Source organism: Actinomadura sp. GC306 (genome assembly GCF_004348665.1).
Classification (GTDB): Bacteria; Actinomycetota; Actinomycetes; order Streptosporangiales; family Streptosporangiaceae; genus Spirillospora.
In genome coordinates, this window is record NZ_SMKM01000033.1 from 1 (window position 1) to 15,497 (window position 15,497).

The window sequence follows — 15,497 nt, forward strand, 5'->3', positions numbered from 1 at the left end:
GTCCTTCGGCGCGGCCTCGGGAGCGCCCTCGGCGGGCGCGGTCGGCTGCGACTCCGCGAGGGTCTTCTCCTCGCGCTGCTGCACCTCCGCGGGCGGGGTCTCCGGGGCGGGCTTGCCGTTGTTGCCGGGCAGGCCGGGCTTCGGCGGCGCGTACTTCGACTCGGGCAGCGTCTGCACGAACCGGAGCAGCGCCACGTCCGGCTTGCCGTTGCCGGCCTTCACCGCCTTCTTGTAGACGGTGTTCACCTGCCCGTCCGGGAGCGTGTTCGACGCGACCCGGAACTGGTCGCCGGCGAGCACCGCGTAGGTGCCCTTGCGGTTCAGCATGCCGGGGAGCCGCTGCAGGATCTGCCCTGCGTCGTTCCCGGCCGGGACGACCGCGACGAAGACCGGGACGGAGCGCCCCTGGGCCTGGCGGAGCAGCTCCTGCGCCCCGTCCGACTCGTAGTACTTGGCCTTCGAGTCGACGTAGTAGCCGCTTTCGCCGATGCCCTCGGCGACCGCGTCGAGGTCGACCTCCGCGGCCGCGGGGGCGGCCGCGGCCAGCCCGATCGCGGGCGTCAGCGCCAGCGTCAGCACCCCGGACGCGACGATGCGGCGGGAAGAGATGTTCACGAGAGCGGCTCCTTCTAACACTCTGCGGCGACCATTGACAGTACCGGCGTGACGTGGGGAAAGGTGCCCGAAGCCGGGAAAACGGCACCGATGGGTCAGATGCCGCGGCCCCGGGTGTGCAGCGCGAGCAGGACGCGCTTGCCGGACACGGCCCCCGACGCGACGGCGAGCGCGAACGGCACCCGCCGCTCGGCGGGGTTGGCCCGCAGCGCCCGCGCCGACCAGCGCAGCGCGTCCCGCCGCCGGCCGACGGTCGCGCACCCGAACGCGAGCTGCCCGTAGACCCGGCCCGCGGCGCCCGGCACGTCGCCGATCTCCGGGTAGTGCTCCAGGAACCACTCCAGCGCCGCGACCTTCGTCTCCCACGCCTGCGCGTAGTAGGACGTCAGCCCCCACAGGACGCGGACGTACGGCTCGTCCACGTTGACGACGGGGTGGCGGCGGGCGGCGCGCAGGGCGAGGTCCCAGTCCTCGCCCTGGCTGCCCGGGATCGTCTCGTCCACCATGCCGATCTCGATGAGCGGCTCGCGCCGCGCCACATAGGTGGACGAGTGGACGCTCATCATCCGGTCGCGGATGAGGGCGTCGTAGGTCACGCGGTCGGTCCCGGCGAGCCGGGGCAGCTCGCGGCCGTCGAAGTCGACCACGATCCCGGCGCTGCACAGCACCGCGCCGGGCTCCCCCTCCAGCGCCTTCACCTGCGCGGCGAGCTTGCCGGGCAGCCACTGGTCGTCGTCGTCGCAGAAGGCGACGAGGTCGGTGTCCAGCGCCAGGATGCCCGAGTTGCGGGCCCCCGCCAGGCCCGGCTCCCGGGTGTTGGCGATCACCTCGACGCGGTCCCCGGCGAGCGACATGTCCGGCTCCGCCCGGTCGAACACCACCACGGCGCGCAGCTCGCCTTCGTAGTCCTGCGCGAGGACCGACTCCAGCGCGCGGCGCAGCAGCTCCGGCCGGTTGTGGGTCGGGAGGACGACTCCCACGGATGGTGGCATCGGGTCCTGCCTTGCTGGTCGGGAGGTCGAGCTGGTCGGGACTTACGGTGCGGGAGCCGGGGGGAGGACCGTGCCGCGGGACCGTGCGGCCCCGCGGCGGCCGGTCAGCTCGTGCCGGTGATCATTCCGGCGGCGACGGTGTTGTTGGTGGTCTCGTCGACGAGGATGAAGCCGCCGGTGAAGCGGTTGCGGCCGTAGTCGTCGACGAAGAGCGGCTGCGTCACCCGCAGGGAGATGCGGCCGATCTCATTGAGGCCGAGCTCCGTGGCCTGCTCGTCCCGGTGGAGCGTGTTGACGTCCAGCCGGTAGTGCAGCTCCTTCACCAGCGCCTTCGCGGTGCGGGTGGTGTGCTTGACGATCAGCTTGGAGCGCGCCGAGAGGGTGCGGTCGGGGGTCATCCAGCACACCATCGCGTCGAGGTCCTGCGCGACCTCGGGCCGGTTGTTCGGCCGCGCGATCATGTCGCCGCGGGAGATGTCGATGTCGTCGGCGAGCCGCAGCGTCACCGACATCGGCGCGAACGCCTGCTCGACCGGGCCGCGCGGCCCGTCGATGTGGGTGATCGTCGTGGTCAGCCCCGACGGCAGGTGCACGACCTCGTCGCCCGGCTTGAGGACGCCGCCCGCGACCTGCCCCGCGTAGCCGCGGTAGTCGTGCAGCTCCGGGTCCGTGGACGCGTGCGGGCGGATCACGTACTGCACCGGGAACCGGACGTCGATCAGGTTCCGGTCCGACGCGATGTGGACGTGCTCCAGGTGGTGCAGCAGCGACGACCCCTCGTACCAGGGCATGTTCACGCTGCGCTCCACGACGTTGTCGCCGTGCAGCGCGGAGATCGGCACGAACGTCAGGTCGGTCACGTCCAGCTTGGACGCGAACGCCGTGAACTCGTCGACGATGCCCTCGTAAACGTTCTGGTCGTAGTCGACGAGGTCCATCTTGTTGACCGCCACGACCAGGTGCGGCACCTGCAGCAGCGTCGCCAGGAACGCGTGCCGCCGCGACTGCTCCAGGATGCCCTTGCGGGCGTCCACCAGGATGATCGCCAGGTCGGCGGTGGACGCGCCCGTCACCATGTTGCGGGTGTACTGGATGTGCCCCGGCGTGTCGGCGATGATGAACTTGCGGCGCGGCGTCGCGAAGTAGCGGTAGGCGACATCGATCGTGATGCCCTGCTCCCGCTCGGCGCGCAGCCCGTCGGTCAGCAGCGCGAGGTTGGTGTACTCCTCGCCCCGGTCGGCGCTGGTCTTCTCCACCGACTCCAGCTGGTCCTCGAAGATCGACTTCGAGTCGAACAGCAGCCGCCCGATGAGCGTCGACTTGCCGTCGTCCACGCTGCCGGCGGTCGCGAACCGCAGCAGGTCCATCGACTTGGCCGGCTCCTGGGCCCGCGCGGGCCGGTCCGTCCGGGACTCGTTGCCGGCCATCAGAAGTAGCCCTCCTTCTTGCGGTCCTCCATGGCGGCCTCGCTGGTGCGGTCGTCGGCGCGGGTCTGCCCGCGCTCGGTGATCCGCGTGGCCGCGATCTCCTCGATCACCTCGTCGAGGGACGTGGCGCTCGACTTCACGGCGCCGGTGCAGGACGCGTCCCCCACCGTCCGGTACCGGACGACCGCCTCGAACTCCGGCTCGTCGTCGCCGCGGTTCGCGAAGCCCGTCTCGGCGTCGAGCAGCAGCCCGTCGCGCTCGAACACCCGGCGGGTGTGCGCGAAGTAGATCGGCGGGAGCGCCAGCTCCTCGCGGCGGACGTAGTCCCAGATGTCGAGCTCGGTCCAGTTCGACAGCGGGAAGACCCGGACGTGCTCGCCCTGCGTGATCCGGGTGTTGTAGAGGTTCCACAACTCCGGCCGCTGGTTCTTCGGGTCCCACTGGCCGAACTCGTCGCGGAACGACACCACCCGCTCCTTGGCGCGGGCCTTCTCCTCGTCGCGGCGCGCCCCGCCGAACGCGGCGTCGAACCGGTGCTCCTCGATCGCGTCCAGCAGCGTCGTCGTCTGCAGCCGGTTCCGGGACGCCCGGCGCCCCTTCTGCTCCACGACGCGGCCGCTGTCGATCGACTCCTGCACCGACGCCACCACCAGCCGGACGCCCAGCTCGGCGACCCGGGCGTCGCGGAACTCGATCACCTCGGGGAAGTTGTGGCCGGTGTCGACGTGCATCACCGGGAACGGGATCGCCGCGGGCCAGAACGCCTTCTCGGCCAGGCGCAGCATCACCAGGCTGTCCTTGCCGCCCGAGAACAGCAGCACCGGCCGCTCGAACTCGGCCGCCACCTCCCGGAAGATCTGGATCGACTCCGCTTCGAGGACGTCTAGCTGGGACAGCAGATAATCGGAACGCTGCATGGTCTGTGGCTTCTCTCCACGCTTCTCTGGCAGATGCAACCGGTGGCACGGAAGTGCGGGCGCCTTCCCACCGGATCGAACGCCGGCCCGCCCCGGCGGGGCCTCGCCGGCACCGGGCCCGGTCACGGCAGGGCGCCGCTCACTTCCCGGATGCCGGCCAAAAGCGTCGACGCGGACACGGGGTGGCACACCAGGATATCCGGCAGCCGGGGGTCCTCCCGGTTGTACTCCAGCGCGGCACCGTCGACCCGGGACGCGTGCGCCCCCGCGGCCAGCGCGACCGCCGCCGGGGCCGCCGAGTCCCACTCGTACTGGCCGCCGGCGTGCACGTAGGCGTCGACCTCGCCGAGCAGCACCGCGGAGATCTTCGCCCCCGCCGACCCGATCGGGACCAGCTCGACGTCGAGGTCCACGACCTCCGCGAGCCGCCGGACGAACTCCGGCGGCCGGGTGCGGCTGACGGCGATGCGCAGCTTGCCGGCGTCCGGCGCCGGGGCGTGCAGCGGCACCTCGCGGGGCGGCGTCCTGCGGGCGGTCCGCGACCCGGCCGTCACCGGGTCGGGCTCCCCCGCGTCGGTGCGGACGAGGGAGGCGCCGCCGGTCGCGTCCGTCCGGAGCGTCAGGCCCTGCGCCGGGAGCGCCACCGCCCCGGCGGCCAGCCGCCCCGCGCCGGACGCGTCGCGCCGCCAAAGCGCCACGTGGACGGCCCAGTCGCGGCGGCCCTCCTCGGAGAACTCGCGGGTGCCGTCCAGCGGGTCGATGATCCACACCCGGCCGGCGGTGGCCCGCTCGGCGTCGGCGGTGTTGCGGGTCGGCGCGCGGTCGTCGCCGCGGGACCGCTTGCCCGCGGCCGACGAGCGGCCCTCCTCGGACAGGACGGCGTCGCCGGGACAGTGCTCCGCGAGCGCCGCCATGAGGTACTCGTGCGCCCGCAGGTCGCCCGTGTCCTTCAGGGCCCGCGCGTCGGCGAACCCCAGCTCGTCCCGTACGCCGAGCAGCAGCCGGCCCGCCGTGCCGGCGAGCTCCGCCGCCAGGGCGTGGTCGTCCGCCGCCCCGCCGCGGGCGCCATCGTCCGTCATCCCTTGATCACATTCCCGACTCGACTGGTCTGTTCGATCCACTTTCTCATGCGGGTGCCCCGCCGCCGCGGATCAGGTCCCCGCGGCCGGACCGGCCCGGGTGACGCGCCCCCGCCGACACGCCCCGGTCAATACGCCCCGGTCAATACGCCCCGGAGCCGCGGAAGACCGCCGACCAGGTCTTCCACATGATCTGCAGGTCCAGCGCGAGCGTCCAGTTGTCCACGTACCGCAGGTCGAGCCGGACCGACTCGTCCCACGACAGGTCCGACCGGCCGCTCACCTGCCACAGCCCGGTCAGCCCCGGCTTCACCACCAGCCGCCGGTAGACGTCGCCGCCGTACTGGGCGACCTCCTCCGGCAGCGGCGGACGCGGCCCGACCAGCGACATCTCCCCGCGCAGCACGTTGATCAGCTGGGGCAGCTCGTCCAGCGAGTAGCGGCGCAGCCACCGCCCCACCCGGGTGATCCGCGGATCCTCCCGGATCTTGAAGAGCACCCCGTCGTTCTCGTTGCGCTCCAGCAGCTCGACCTTGCGGGCCTCCGCGTCCTGCACCATCGTGCGGAACTTCAGCACGGTGAACTCGCGGCCGCCGCGGCCCACCCGCGCCTGCCGGAACAGCACCGGCCCGGAGCTCGTCATCTTGATCAGGACGGCGACGACCAGCAGCAGCGGGCTCAGCAGCACCAGCCCGCCCAGCGCGGCGGTGCGGTCGAACAGGCCCTTGAAGATCTTGCGGCCGCCGTCCAGCTCGGGGTGCTCCACGTGCAGCAGCGGCAGGCCCGACACCGGGCGGATCGAGATTCGCGGGCCGGTCACGTCCATCAGCGCGGGCGCGACGACGAGCTCCACGTCGTCCCGCTCGATCTGCCACGCCAGCCGGCGCAGCGCCACCCCGTCCATCTCCGGGCACGCCAGCACCGCGACGGAATCGGCGGCGATCCGGTCCGCGACCGCGGCGGCCTGGGAGAAGTCGCCCATCACCGGCACGCCCTCCACCTCGGCGACCGCGTCGTCACCCGACGCGAGCGCGGGGGGCAGGCACACCGCGACGATGTCCATCCCGTGGTAGCGCTTCTGCCGCAGCACTTTGATGAGGTCGGCGACGGACGTGCGGTGCCCCACGGCGACCACGCGCCGCATGCACTCGCCCTTCCAGCGCTTGTTGTGCAGCCACTTGCGGAGGCGGTACCGCATGACGAGGTTCAGGAACGTCCCGAGCGGCAGCGCCATGACCACGTACCCGCGCGCCACCTCGGTCTTCGTCGCGTACGCCACGATCGCGACCGTGGCGGTGAGGATGAAGCCCGCCCGGATCACGCGGTGGAACTCCTCGTAGCCCACGCCGACGTACCGCGGCTGGTAGGCCCGGCACAGCATCAGCGTCGGCAGCCACACCATGGGGAGCACCACCGTCAGCGCCACGTACGGGGCGTTCAGCTCGGTCGGCACCCCGGGGAACCGCAGCACGAACGCGATCACGCCGGCCGCCAGCATGCTCAGGAAGTCCAGATAGAGAGCCTTGCGGCGGTATGATCCGGCCCAGTTCTGGGACGAAGAGCGCTTGGGCTCATGGCGAATCGATGACTCGGCCTGAACCTTGTCAACGACGGCCATACACCACTCACCAATCCCCTGTAACGCGCGCCCCATCAGCGCGATTCACACCGAAGACGGTTGAACGCCGCTTGAGGTTCACAAGCATCTTGAACCTCGCACGACCTGCATCCTACGTTCCCTTTACCGTGGTCAGGCCGCGAACCGTGACATCAGTTCGGGAACCCCTACGCACCCGGACGAACGGCCTTTAAAGCCGCGGTCAACACGGCCCGCGCCACCCGTGGAACGCGGCTCTCGTGGCCGGATCCGGTCAGCCGGCGTGGAAGACGTTCTGCGCCGCCGCGAGACCGTCCGCGACCAACGCCTCCACCGCGTCCGCCGCCCGCGCCACCTCGAGATCGAGATCCTTGCGCTCCGCCGCCGAGAAATCCTTCAGCACGAACGCCGCCGCGTCCATCCGCCCCGGCGGCCGTCCCACCCCGAACCGCACCCGCAGATACTCACGCGACCCCAGCGACCGCGTCACCGACCGCAACCCGTTGTGACCATTGTCACCGCCGCCCTGCTTCAGCCGCACCGCACCGAACGGGATGTCCAGCTCGTCATGGACGACGACGAGCCGCTCCACCGGCACCTTGTAGAAATCGCACAACCCCTTCACCGGCCCGCCCGACACGTTCATGAACGAACGCGGCTTCGCCAGCACCACCCGCGCACCCGCCAGCCGCCCCTCCAGCACGTCCGCCCGCGCCCGATGCGACTTGAACCTCCCACCGGCCCGCTCCGCCAGCACGTCCAGCACCATGAACCCCGCGTTGTGCCGGTTCCGCGCATACGACGGCCCCGGGTTGCCCAGCCCGGCCACCAACCATAGATCCACCCTCAACCCTCCACACGAACGAACACGGCCCCCGCGGTGCGCACACGCACACCGCGGGGGCCGTGAAAGACGATGCCGGCCCGGCTACCGGCCGCACACCGGCGCCGGCGTCACTCGGCGGCGCCCTCCGCCGCACCCTCGGCGGGCTCGGCGCCCTCCGCCTCGGCGTCGCCCTCGCCCTCCGGCTCCGTGGACGCCGTCGCGTCGGCGATCTGCAGGATCAGGATCTCCTCGTCCGCCGCCAGCGTCGTGCCCTCCGGCAGCTTCAGATCCCGCGCCAGCACCTGGCTCTCGATCTCCAGCCCGGTGATGTCGACCTCGACCGACTCCGGAATGCGCGTGGCCTCCGCCTCCACCGAGATCTCCACCTCGGTCTGCGCCACCTGGCCGCCCGGCACCACATCACCGACGATCTGCACCGGCAGATCCACCACGACCTTCTCGCCCCGCTTCACCATCAGCAGGTCGACATGCTCCAGGAACCCCTTGATCGGGTCCCGCTGGACGTCCTTCGGCAGCGCCAGGCTCGGACCGTCCCCGAGCCCCTCGATCGTCAGCAGCACGTTCGGCGTCTTCAGCGCCAGCATCAGGTCGTGCCCCGGCAGCGAGATGTGCTGCGGGTCGGTGCCATGACCGTAGAGGACGGCGGGCACCTTGCCGGCCCGGCGGGTGCGCCGCGCGGCACCCTTACCGAACTCGGTGCGCGGCTCGGCGGCGATGCGTACCTCGGACACGGCTGAAACTCCTCGTTGTTGCGATCCACGGCCGTCCGGCACGGACGTCCGCTACGGACAGAGCGTTGCGATGCACGCACGCCGACAGGACGTGCGCTCCCAAAGATTCTTTGCGTTCCCCCGGGGAATGCGGCTCCACTACGACACCGCACTGACGACCCGGGCACACGCGGGTTAACAAAGTCTAGCAGTACTTATTGCAGTGCTCTTGGCGGTCAGGCCCTGGGGGGCCTTCCCTTCGGCGAGCACTGCGGCGCGATCGCTGCATCGCTTCGACTCGCCCTGGGGGCTCGCTGCGCGATCAGGTTCCTCGCAGGCTCGGAACCTGCCTTCGGACGCGATCGCAGGCGTTTCCGTTGACGCGGGGTGCTGTCGCGGCTGGGGTCTGCGGGTGCGGACGGCTGGGGTTGGTCGCTCGCTGCGCTCGCTCGTTTCTCGCAGGCTCGAAACCTGCGAAGGGTGCACGTCTGCGTTGGTTGCTCGTTGTGCCTGCGCTTCTTGCGGGTTCGGAACGCGGAGGGTGCGCGTCGGTGACGCGTTGCTCGCTGCGCTCGCTTGCTCGGGCTTTGGCACGTGAGCGGCTGGGGTGAGTTCGCTCGCTGCGCTCGCTCGTTTCTCGCAGGCTCGAAACCGCGGACGGTGCAGGTTTGTGGCGGTTGTTAGCTAATTCCTCCGAAGAGGCTGGTTACTGAGCCGTCGCTGAAGACCTCGTTGATGGCTCGGGCCACCAGAGGGGCGATGGAGAGGACGGTCAGTTTGTCGAACTGCTTCTCCTCGGGGATGGGGAGGGTGTTCGTCAGGACCACCTCGGAGATGCGGGAGTTCTTCAGGCGGTCCACGGCGGGGCCGGAGAGGACGCCGTGGGTGGCGGCCACCACTACTCGGCTGGCGCCCTGGTCGAAGAGGGCGTCGGCGGCCTTGATGATGGTGCCGCCGGTGTCGATCATGTCGTCGACGATGACGCAGGTGCGGCCCTCGACCATGCCGACCACGTCGAAGACCTTGACCTCGTTGGCCACGTCCGGGTCGCGCTTCTTGTGGATGATGGCCATCGGGACGCCGCCGAGGCGGTCGGACCAGCGTTCGGTGACGCGGACGCGGCCCGCGTCGGGCGCCACCACGGTGACCTGGGAGGTGTCCAGGCGGCTCTCGAAGTGCTGGGCCAGCAGGTCCAGCGCGAACAGGTGGTCGACCGGGCCGTCGAAGAAGCCCTGGATCTGGGCCGTGTGCAGGTCGACGGCTATCAGGCGGTCCGCGCCGGCGGTCTTGAACAGGTCCGCCATGAGGCGGGCCGAGATCGGTTCGCGGCCCCGGTGCTTCTTGTCCTGGCGCGCGTAGCCGAAGAACGGCGCCACGACCGTGATGCGCTTGGCCGACGCGCGCTTCAGCGCGTCCACCATGATGAGCTGCTCCATGATCCACTGGTTGATGGGCGCGGTGTGGCTCTGGATCACGAAGGCGTCGGAACCGCGCACCGACTCCAGGAACCGCACGAACGTCTCACCGTTCGCGAAGTCGTACGCGGACGTCGGCGTCAGCTCGACATGGAGGTTGTCGGCTACTTCCTTGGCCAGGTCCGGGTGGGCTCGGCCGGTGAAGAGCATCAGCTTCTTCTGGCCACTCGCTTTGATCCCACTCACCTCTGACAACTCCCCCTCAACGGAACTTCATTTCATGTGGGTGTTGTCCCCACTACCGCGCACCGCAACAGTCCGGCGGGCGGATGCCTGGGCGATTCGTCGACGGCGCCCTAGGACGCGTCCTCTTCGCGCGCACGGCGGGCGGCCTCGGCCGCGGGCGTACCCGCCCGGCGGCGCTCGACCCAGCCCTCGACGTTGCGCTGCCTGGCCCGGGCGACCGCCATGGCGCCCGGGGGGACGTCCTGGATGATCACCGAGCCGGCGGCCGTGTAGGCGCCGTCGCCCACCGTGACCGGGGCGACGATCATGTTGTCGCTGCCGACCCGGACCTGCGAGCCGATCACGCTGCGGTGCTTCTCGACACCGTCGTAGTTCACGAACACCGAGCCCGCGCCGATGTTGGAGCCGTCGCCGATCTCGGCGTCGCCGACGTAGGTCAGGTGCGGGACCTTGGCGCCTTCGCCCAGGTCGGCGTTCTTGGTCTCCACGTAGGCGCCGACCTTGGCCTTGCGGGCCAGGCGGGTGCCCGGGCGGAGGTAGGCGTAGGGGCCGACCGTGGCCTCGGGGCCGATCTCCGATTCCAGGCATACCGCGTTGATCACTGTGGCGTTCTCGCCTACGCGGGTGTCCGTCAGGGTGGAGTCGGGGCCTACGCGGGCGCCTTCGGCGAGGTGGGTCCGGCCGTGCAGCTGGGTGCCCGGGAGGATTTCGGCGTCCTGCTCGATCGTTACCTGGACGTCGATCCAGGTGGTCGCGGGGTCGATGATCGTGACGCCGGCCCGCATGTGCGCTTCCAGGATCCGGTCGTTGAGCTGCCTTCTGGCCTGTGCGAGCTGGACCCTGTCGTTCACGCCCTGGGTCTCCACCCAGTCGGCGACCAGGTGCGCGCCGGCGCGGTGCCCGTCGCCGCGGACGATCGCCACGACGTCGGTGAGGTACTCCTCGCCGTTGGCGTTGTCGGTGGTCACGCGCTTGAGCGCGTCGGCCAGCAGGGCGCCGTCGAAGGCGTACATGCCGACGTTGATCTCGTTCAGGGCGCGCTGCTCGTCGGTCGCGTCCTTGTGCTCGACGATCGCCTCGACGCTTCCGTCGGCGGCGCGGACCATCCGGCCGTAACCGGTGGCGTCGGGAATCTCGGTCGTCAGGACGGTCGCCGCGTTCCCCTCGGACTCGTGCGTCCGGACGAGCGCCGCCAGCGTCTCGCCGCGCAGGAGGGGGTGGTCGCCGTTGGTGACGACGACGGTTCCGTCGAGGGCGCCGGTCTGCTCCAGGGCCATCCGGACGGCGTGGCCCGTCCCGCCCTGGTGCTCCTGGACGGCGGGTTCCGCGTCCGGCGCCTCCTGGGAGAGGTGCTCGACGACCTGCTCGCGCCGGTGGCCGACGACGACCACGAGCCGCTCGGGCTCCAGGTCGCGTGCGGCGGCCAGCACGTGGCCGAGCATGCTGCGCCCGCACAGCTCGTGCAGCACCTTCGAGGTGCGGGACTTCATCCGGGTGCCCTCGCCCGCGGCGAGAACGATGACGGCGGCCGGGCGGCTCGCAGCACTCACAAGGAGGCTCCTCGGCATCGCGGACGGGATCGGTACCGAGTACGCCCACCTGCGCCATCAGGGCATGGCAGGTCGCAGCGCACTCGACACGGGCAGGATACCGCCCCTCTCCCGGCTGTCACCCCGGAGGTCGGGGCGCGGAGGACTCCCAGCAGCTCCGGCGCAAGGATTCGAACCTTGTCCAAGGGCACCAAAAACCCTTGTGCTGCCGATTACACCACGCCGGAAAGTCATGTGCGGGCCGGACGGAGTCGCGATCCGGCCGGTCCACAACCATACCGAGCCGGGCGGCGCCGAGCCCACTTCATTCACGGGAGGGGGCCGGGGTGCGCCGGTCGACCGATATGTCGTTAACGGTTTAGAACGTCCGGTGTGGGCAACCCCTCATCGAGCCCGCCGGACCTTCCGCCAGGTGGTGTCTCGGGCCGCCTGCCCGTGAGGTCTGACGGCCATCAGCGGAGCAAGAGAGTTTTGTGGCGCGAGAGGCAGTTTCGTACTCAATTTACCAGTCGGTCGCTGTGAACCTACGGTTCCGTAGGTTACGTTGACGTAGGTAAGGCTGTCCCGAGCCACAGGAAAGTGGTGACGCATGACAACGGCTCCAGCCATGGATCCCCCTCGCCCGCAGCGGCGTCCAGAGATCGCGCCCGAACCCAGGGGCAACGCCGAACGCGTGCTCATCGCCGTGTTCACCGGCGTGCCGTTCCTGGCCCTGTTCGCGGTCGTTCCGCTGGCGTGGGGAAGGTTCCTCGGCTGGACGGACGTCATCCTCATGGCCGTGTTCTACCTGATCTCGGCCGGGGGCATCACGGTCGGCTACCACCGGTACTTCACCCACGGGTCGTTCAAGGCCAAGCGCGGCCTGAGGATCTTCCTGGCCATCGCCGGGAGCCTCGCCATGGAGGGGCCCGTCATCACGTGGGTCGCCGATCACCGGCGCCACCACAAGCACTCCGACAAGGAGATGGACCCCCACTCGCCGTGGCGTTTCGGCAACGACTGGAAGGCGCTCGCCAAGGGGCTGGGGTGGGCGCACTACGGCTGGCTGTTCGACGGCGCCCGCACGTCCAAGGAGCGGTTCGCCAAGGACCTGCTGAACGACCGCGACCTCAGGCGCATCCACCTGGCGTTCCCCGCGCTGGTGGGGGTGTCGTTCCTGCTGCCGGCGGTCATCGGGGGCCTGGTGACGATGTCGTGGGCCGGCTTCCTGACCGCGCTGTTCTGGGCGGGGTTCGTGCGGATCACCCTCGTCCACCACGTCACCTGGTCGATCAACTCCATCTGCCACACGTTCGGCAAGGAGGAGTTCGAGGTGCGTGACAAGTCCCGCAACGTGTGGTGGCTGGCGATCCCGTCGCTGGGCGAGTCGTGGCACAACCTGCACCACTCGGACCCGACGTGCGCGCGGCACGGCGTCCTCAAGGGGCAGATCGACATCAGCGCGCGCATCATCTGGATGTTCGAGAAGCTCGGCCTCGCCTACGACGTGCGGTGGCCCAACGAGGACCGGCTGGCGGCCAGGCGCACCGAGCAGGCCGTTTGACCGCCACAATTGGTCCTGTGACAGAACCCGCGCCCAGACCCCGCAGAAAGCGGATGACCGGTAAGGAACGCCGCGAGCAGCTGCTCGACATCGGCCGCTCGCTGTTCGCCGAGCGCGGCCTGGACGGCACGTCCGTCGAGGAGATCGCCGCCGCGGCCGGGGTGTCGAAGCCCGTGGTCTACGAGCACTTCGGCGGCAAGGAAGGGCTCTACGCGGTCGTCGTGGACCGCGAGTTCGAGAGCCTGCTGCGGCTCGTCACCGAGTCCCTGAACTCCGCGATCCACTACCGGGGCAAGCTGGAGAAGGCCGCGCTGGCGCTGCTGCAGTACATCGAGGAGCACCCGGACGGCTTCCGCATCCTCGTCCGCGACTCCCACGGCGGCACGGGCACCGGCAGCTACGCGAGCCTGCTGAGCGAGATCGCCGGGGAGGTCGAGTACGTCCTCGCCCAGGAGTTCGACCGCCGCGACTACGACGACAGGTTCGCGCCCATGTACGCGCAGATGCTCGTCGGCATGGTCGCGATGACCGGCCAGTGGTGGCTGGACGTCCGCAAGCCCCGCCGCGAGGACGTGGCGGCGCACGTGGTGAACCTCGCCTGGAACGGCCTGTCCGGGCTGGAGCCGAGGCCGTCGCTGGACCCGCGCCGCCGCCGCAAGGAGCTGGAGCGCCGGGAGCGGCGCGCGGAGAAGGCCGCCGCAAAGGCGGAGAAGGCCGAGGGGCGGGCCGCCGCGAAGGCCGAGAAGGCGCGCCGGGGCCGCCGCGACCTGGACGGGCTCGCCGACCCGCTGACCTGACGACCGGTGATCTGGCAACCGGCGGCCGTCCGGAGTTCGTCCGGGCGGCCACCGGCCAGGGGTCGCCGGCTCGGGTCGCGAGACCGGGATTCGCCGGACGCCGCCCGCCCGTCCGAGCTGGCACACCGCAGGGGAACGAGTAGCTTCCCTCGGCGGACGGGCGGCATCCCGTCTATGGGGTTATGGGAGCGGCGGACCGCCTCCCGGGCAGTGCCGCGGGATGCGTCGCTCTGGCGTGTGCCGAGGGTTCGGCCGGGGACCCGTGTCCCGGCACTATTTTTCTCGACATCAAGAGAGAGCATGCCCCACCCATATCTTGATGTCAAGAATTCCCGCGTCCTAGGCCCGATGGCGGATGCCGCGCGGCCAGGGGCGTCCCTATCGTCGGGGCATGGAACTCAGTGGAGGCGGGTGGGCGCTGGTCCTCGGGCCCGGCGGACCGGTGGGGACGGCGTGGCTGGCGGGCCTCGCCGCGGGGCTGCGGCGGGCGGGCGTGGAGCCGGCGTCGGCGGATCTGATCGTCGGGACGTCGGCGGGGGCGATCGCGGGCGCGATGATCGCCACGGGCCGGGACCTGGCCGCGGTGGCGGAGCTGCCGCCCTCGGACGAGCGGCGCCCGGTGGTGGACGGGTCCGTGATGGCCGGCGTGGTCGAGATCGGCAGCACCGCCGACCTGGACCCGGACGAGGCGAGGCGGCGGATCGGGCGGCTGGCCCTGGAGGCGGCGGCGCTGCCCGAGGAGCGGCACCGGACGAGCATGAAGTTCCTCGTGGGGACCGACGAGTGGCCCGATGGGCACCTCCTCGTCACCGCCGTGGACGTGGCGTCGGGCAGGCCGGTCGTGTGGGACGCGTCGAGCGGCGTCCCGCTGAGCGCGGCGGTGGCGGCGAGCAGCGCCGCCCCGGGCTACGCCGAACCCGTGACGATCGGCGGGCGGCGCTACATGGACGGCGCGTTCGGTGGCGGCTCCAACGCGGACCTGGCCCGGCACGCCGGCCCGGTCGTCCTGGTCGAGCCGCTCCCCCAGGCGTTCGGCGGCGCGGCGGCCGACGTCCGGATCGTCCCCGACGAGGGCGGGCGGGAGGCGTTCGGGGACGACGTCGGCGACCTGGCCCGCTGGACCCCGGCCTACCGGGCGGGTTCCCGCCAGGCCACGACCGCGGCGGAGCGGATCCGGGCCGCCGTCACGGTCCGGGGGCGGTGAAGAGCCGGGGACGCGGCCATGTTTCTCGATATCAAGACAGGTAGGGTGTCGGCATGCAGGATGAGGTCGACCGGCTGGTCGAGGCGTGGAACACCGAGCGGCCGGATCTCGACGTCCGGCCGCTGCAGGTCCTCAGCCGCGTATCCCGGCTGGCCCGGCACCTGGACCGGGCCCGGCGCGCCGTTTTCGCGGACCACGACCTGGAGTCGTGGGAGTTCGACGTGCTCACCGCGCTGCGCCGGGCCGGGAGCCCCTACCAGCTGAGTCCCGGGCGGCTGCTGCGGGCGACGCTGGTGACGTCCGGCACCATGACCAACCGCATAGACCGGCTGGCGGCGGCCGGGCTTGTCGAGCGGCATCCCGACCCGCAGGACAAGCGCGGCGTCCTGGTCCGGCTGACCGACGCGGGCCGCACGCGGGTGGACGCCGCGTTCGCCGACCTGCTGGAACGGGAGCAGGCGATTCTGGAGAGCCTCCCCCCGGGCCAGCGCGAACTGCTCGCCGACCTGCTCCGCACCCTCCTCATCCCGTTCGACAAGACCACCGAAGGGCACTAGG

Annotated in this window: 14 protein-coding genes and 1 tRNA gene; 4 read left to right on the forward strand and 11 right to left on the reverse strand. The window is 71.0% G+C overall.

From position 1 onward, the window contains the following. From E1200_RS07725 to E1200_RS07775, 11 genes are all read right to left on the reverse strand, one after another. On the reverse strand, positions 1–615 hold a 615-nt coding region (locus E1200_RS07725), incomplete at its 3' end, for a hypothetical protein (protein ID WP_131951115.1). Positions 616–710: 95 nt separating this feature from the next. After that, complete coding sequence (locus tag E1200_RS07730; RefSeq protein WP_131951116.1) at positions 711–1,607, reverse strand: glycosyltransferase family A protein; 897 nt, start codon at positions 1,605–1,607, stop codon at positions 711–713. A gap of 104 nt (positions 1,608–1,711) precedes the next feature. Then, positions 1,712–2,974 (reverse strand): GTP-binding protein, encoded by a 1,263-nt coding sequence (locus tag E1200_RS07735; protein WP_131951138.1) that lies wholly within the window; start codon positions 2,972–2,974, stop codon positions 1,712–1,714. A gap of 59 nt (positions 2,975–3,033) precedes the next feature. Then, a complete protein-coding gene (gene cysD, locus E1200_RS07740) occupies positions 3,034–3,951 on the reverse strand; it encodes a sulfate adenylyltransferase subunit CysD (RefSeq protein ID WP_131951117.1) in 918 nt (305 codons plus the stop codon). Between the two features lie 122 nt (positions 3,952–4,073). Beyond that, a complete protein-coding gene (locus E1200_RS07745) occupies positions 4,074–5,030 on the reverse strand; it encodes a 3'(2'),5'-bisphosphate nucleotidase CysQ (protein ID WP_131951118.1) in 957 nt (318 codons plus the stop codon). A 142-nt stretch (positions 5,031–5,172) separates the two neighbouring features. Further along, positions 5,173–6,648, reverse strand: coding sequence for a sugar transferase (locus E1200_RS07750; RefSeq protein WP_131951119.1), 1,476 nt, complete (start codon positions 6,646–6,648; stop codon positions 5,173–5,175). A gap of 253 nt (positions 6,649–6,901) precedes the next feature. Further along, positions 6,902–7,477 (reverse strand): aminoacyl-tRNA hydrolase, encoded by a 576-nt coding sequence (gene pth, locus E1200_RS07755; protein WP_131951120.1) that lies wholly within the window; start codon positions 7,475–7,477, stop codon positions 6,902–6,904. Positions 7,478–7,581: 104 nt separating this feature from the next. Further along, positions 7,582–8,205 (reverse strand): 50S ribosomal protein L25/general stress protein Ctc, encoded by a 624-nt coding sequence (locus tag E1200_RS07760; RefSeq protein ID WP_131951121.1) that lies wholly within the window; start codon positions 8,203–8,205, stop codon positions 7,582–7,584. 659 nt (positions 8,206–8,864) lie between these two features. Further along, the gene (locus E1200_RS07765) at positions 8,865–9,845 is read right to left on the reverse strand and encodes a ribose-phosphate diphosphokinase (RefSeq protein ID WP_131951122.1); all 981 of its coding nucleotides are present in this window, start codon (positions 9,843–9,845) and stop codon (positions 8,865–8,867) included. A 110-nt stretch (positions 9,846–9,955) separates the two neighbouring features. Then, positions 9,956–11,395, reverse strand: a complete 1,440-nt coding sequence (glmU, locus tag E1200_RS07770; RefSeq protein ID WP_279484051.1) for a bifunctional UDP-N-acetylglucosamine diphosphorylase/glucosamine-1-phosphate N-acetyltransferase GlmU — start codon at positions 11,393–11,395, stop codon at positions 9,956–9,958. Between the two features lie 155 nt (positions 11,396–11,550). Further along, positions 11,551–11,622, reverse strand: a tRNA-Gln gene (locus E1200_RS07775). A 362-nt stretch (positions 11,623–11,984) separates the two neighbouring features. Here E1200_RS07775 and E1200_RS07780 point away from each other — a divergent pair. The 4 genes from E1200_RS07780 (at position 11,985) to E1200_RS07795 (ending at position 15,496) form a co-directional block, all read left to right on the forward strand. Continuing rightward, positions 11,985–12,938 carry a fatty acid desaturase gene (locus E1200_RS07780; protein ID WP_131951124.1) on the forward strand — a complete coding sequence of 318 codons (954 nt, stop codon included), beginning with the start codon at positions 11,985–11,987 and terminating at the stop codon, positions 12,936–12,938. Between the two features lie 53 nt (positions 12,939–12,991). Beyond that, positions 12,992–13,735, forward strand: coding sequence for a TetR/AcrR family transcriptional regulator (locus E1200_RS07785; protein WP_131951125.1), 744 nt, complete (start codon positions 12,992–12,994; stop codon positions 13,733–13,735). A 391-nt stretch (positions 13,736–14,126) separates the two neighbouring features. Further along, complete coding sequence (locus E1200_RS07790) at positions 14,127–14,939, forward strand: patatin-like phospholipase family protein (protein WP_131951126.1); 813 nt, start codon at positions 14,127–14,129, stop codon at positions 14,937–14,939. Between the two features lie 53 nt (positions 14,940–14,992). Beyond that, the gene (locus tag E1200_RS07795; RefSeq protein WP_131951127.1) at positions 14,993–15,496 is read left to right on the forward strand and encodes a MarR family transcriptional regulator; all 504 of its coding nucleotides are present in this window, start codon (positions 14,993–14,995) and stop codon (positions 15,494–15,496) included. Position 15,497 lies beyond the last annotated feature (1 nt).

Bases quoted from the DNA above. Each gene is read 5' to 3' on its own strand.
- E1200_RS07730 (WP_131951116.1), bottom strand. From the start codon at position 1,607: ATGCCACCATCCGTGGGAGTCGTCCTCCCGACCCACAACCGGCCGGAG.
- E1200_RS07790 (WP_131951126.1), top strand. From the start codon at position 14,127: ATGGAACTCAGTGGAGGCGGGTGGGCGCTGGTCCTCGGGCCCGGCGGA.
- E1200_RS07750 (WP_131951119.1), bottom strand. From the start codon at position 6,648: ATGGCCGTCGTTGACAAGGTTCAGGCCGAGTCATCGATTCGCCATGAG.
- E1200_RS07795 (WP_131951127.1), top strand. From the start codon at position 14,993: ATGCAGGATGAGGTCGACCGGCTGGTCGAGGCGTGGAACACCGAGCGG.
- E1200_RS07785 (WP_131951125.1), top strand. From the start codon at position 12,992: ATGACCGGTAAGGAACGCCGCGAGCAGCTGCTCGACATCGGCCGCTCG.
- E1200_RS07780 (WP_131951124.1), top strand. From the start codon at position 11,985: ATGACAACGGCTCCAGCCATGGATCCCCCTCGCCCGCAGCGGCGTCCA.
- cysD (WP_131951117.1), bottom strand. From the start codon at position 3,951: ATGCAGCGTTCCGATTATCTGCTGTCCCAGCTAGACGTCCTCGAAGCG.
- E1200_RS07735 (WP_131951138.1), bottom strand. From the start codon at position 2,974: ATGGACCTGCTGCGGTTCGCGACCGCCGGCAGCGTGGACGACGGCAAG.
- E1200_RS07745 (WP_131951118.1), bottom strand. From the start codon at position 5,030: ATGACGGACGATGGCGCCCGCGGCGGGGCGGCGGACGACCACGCCCTG.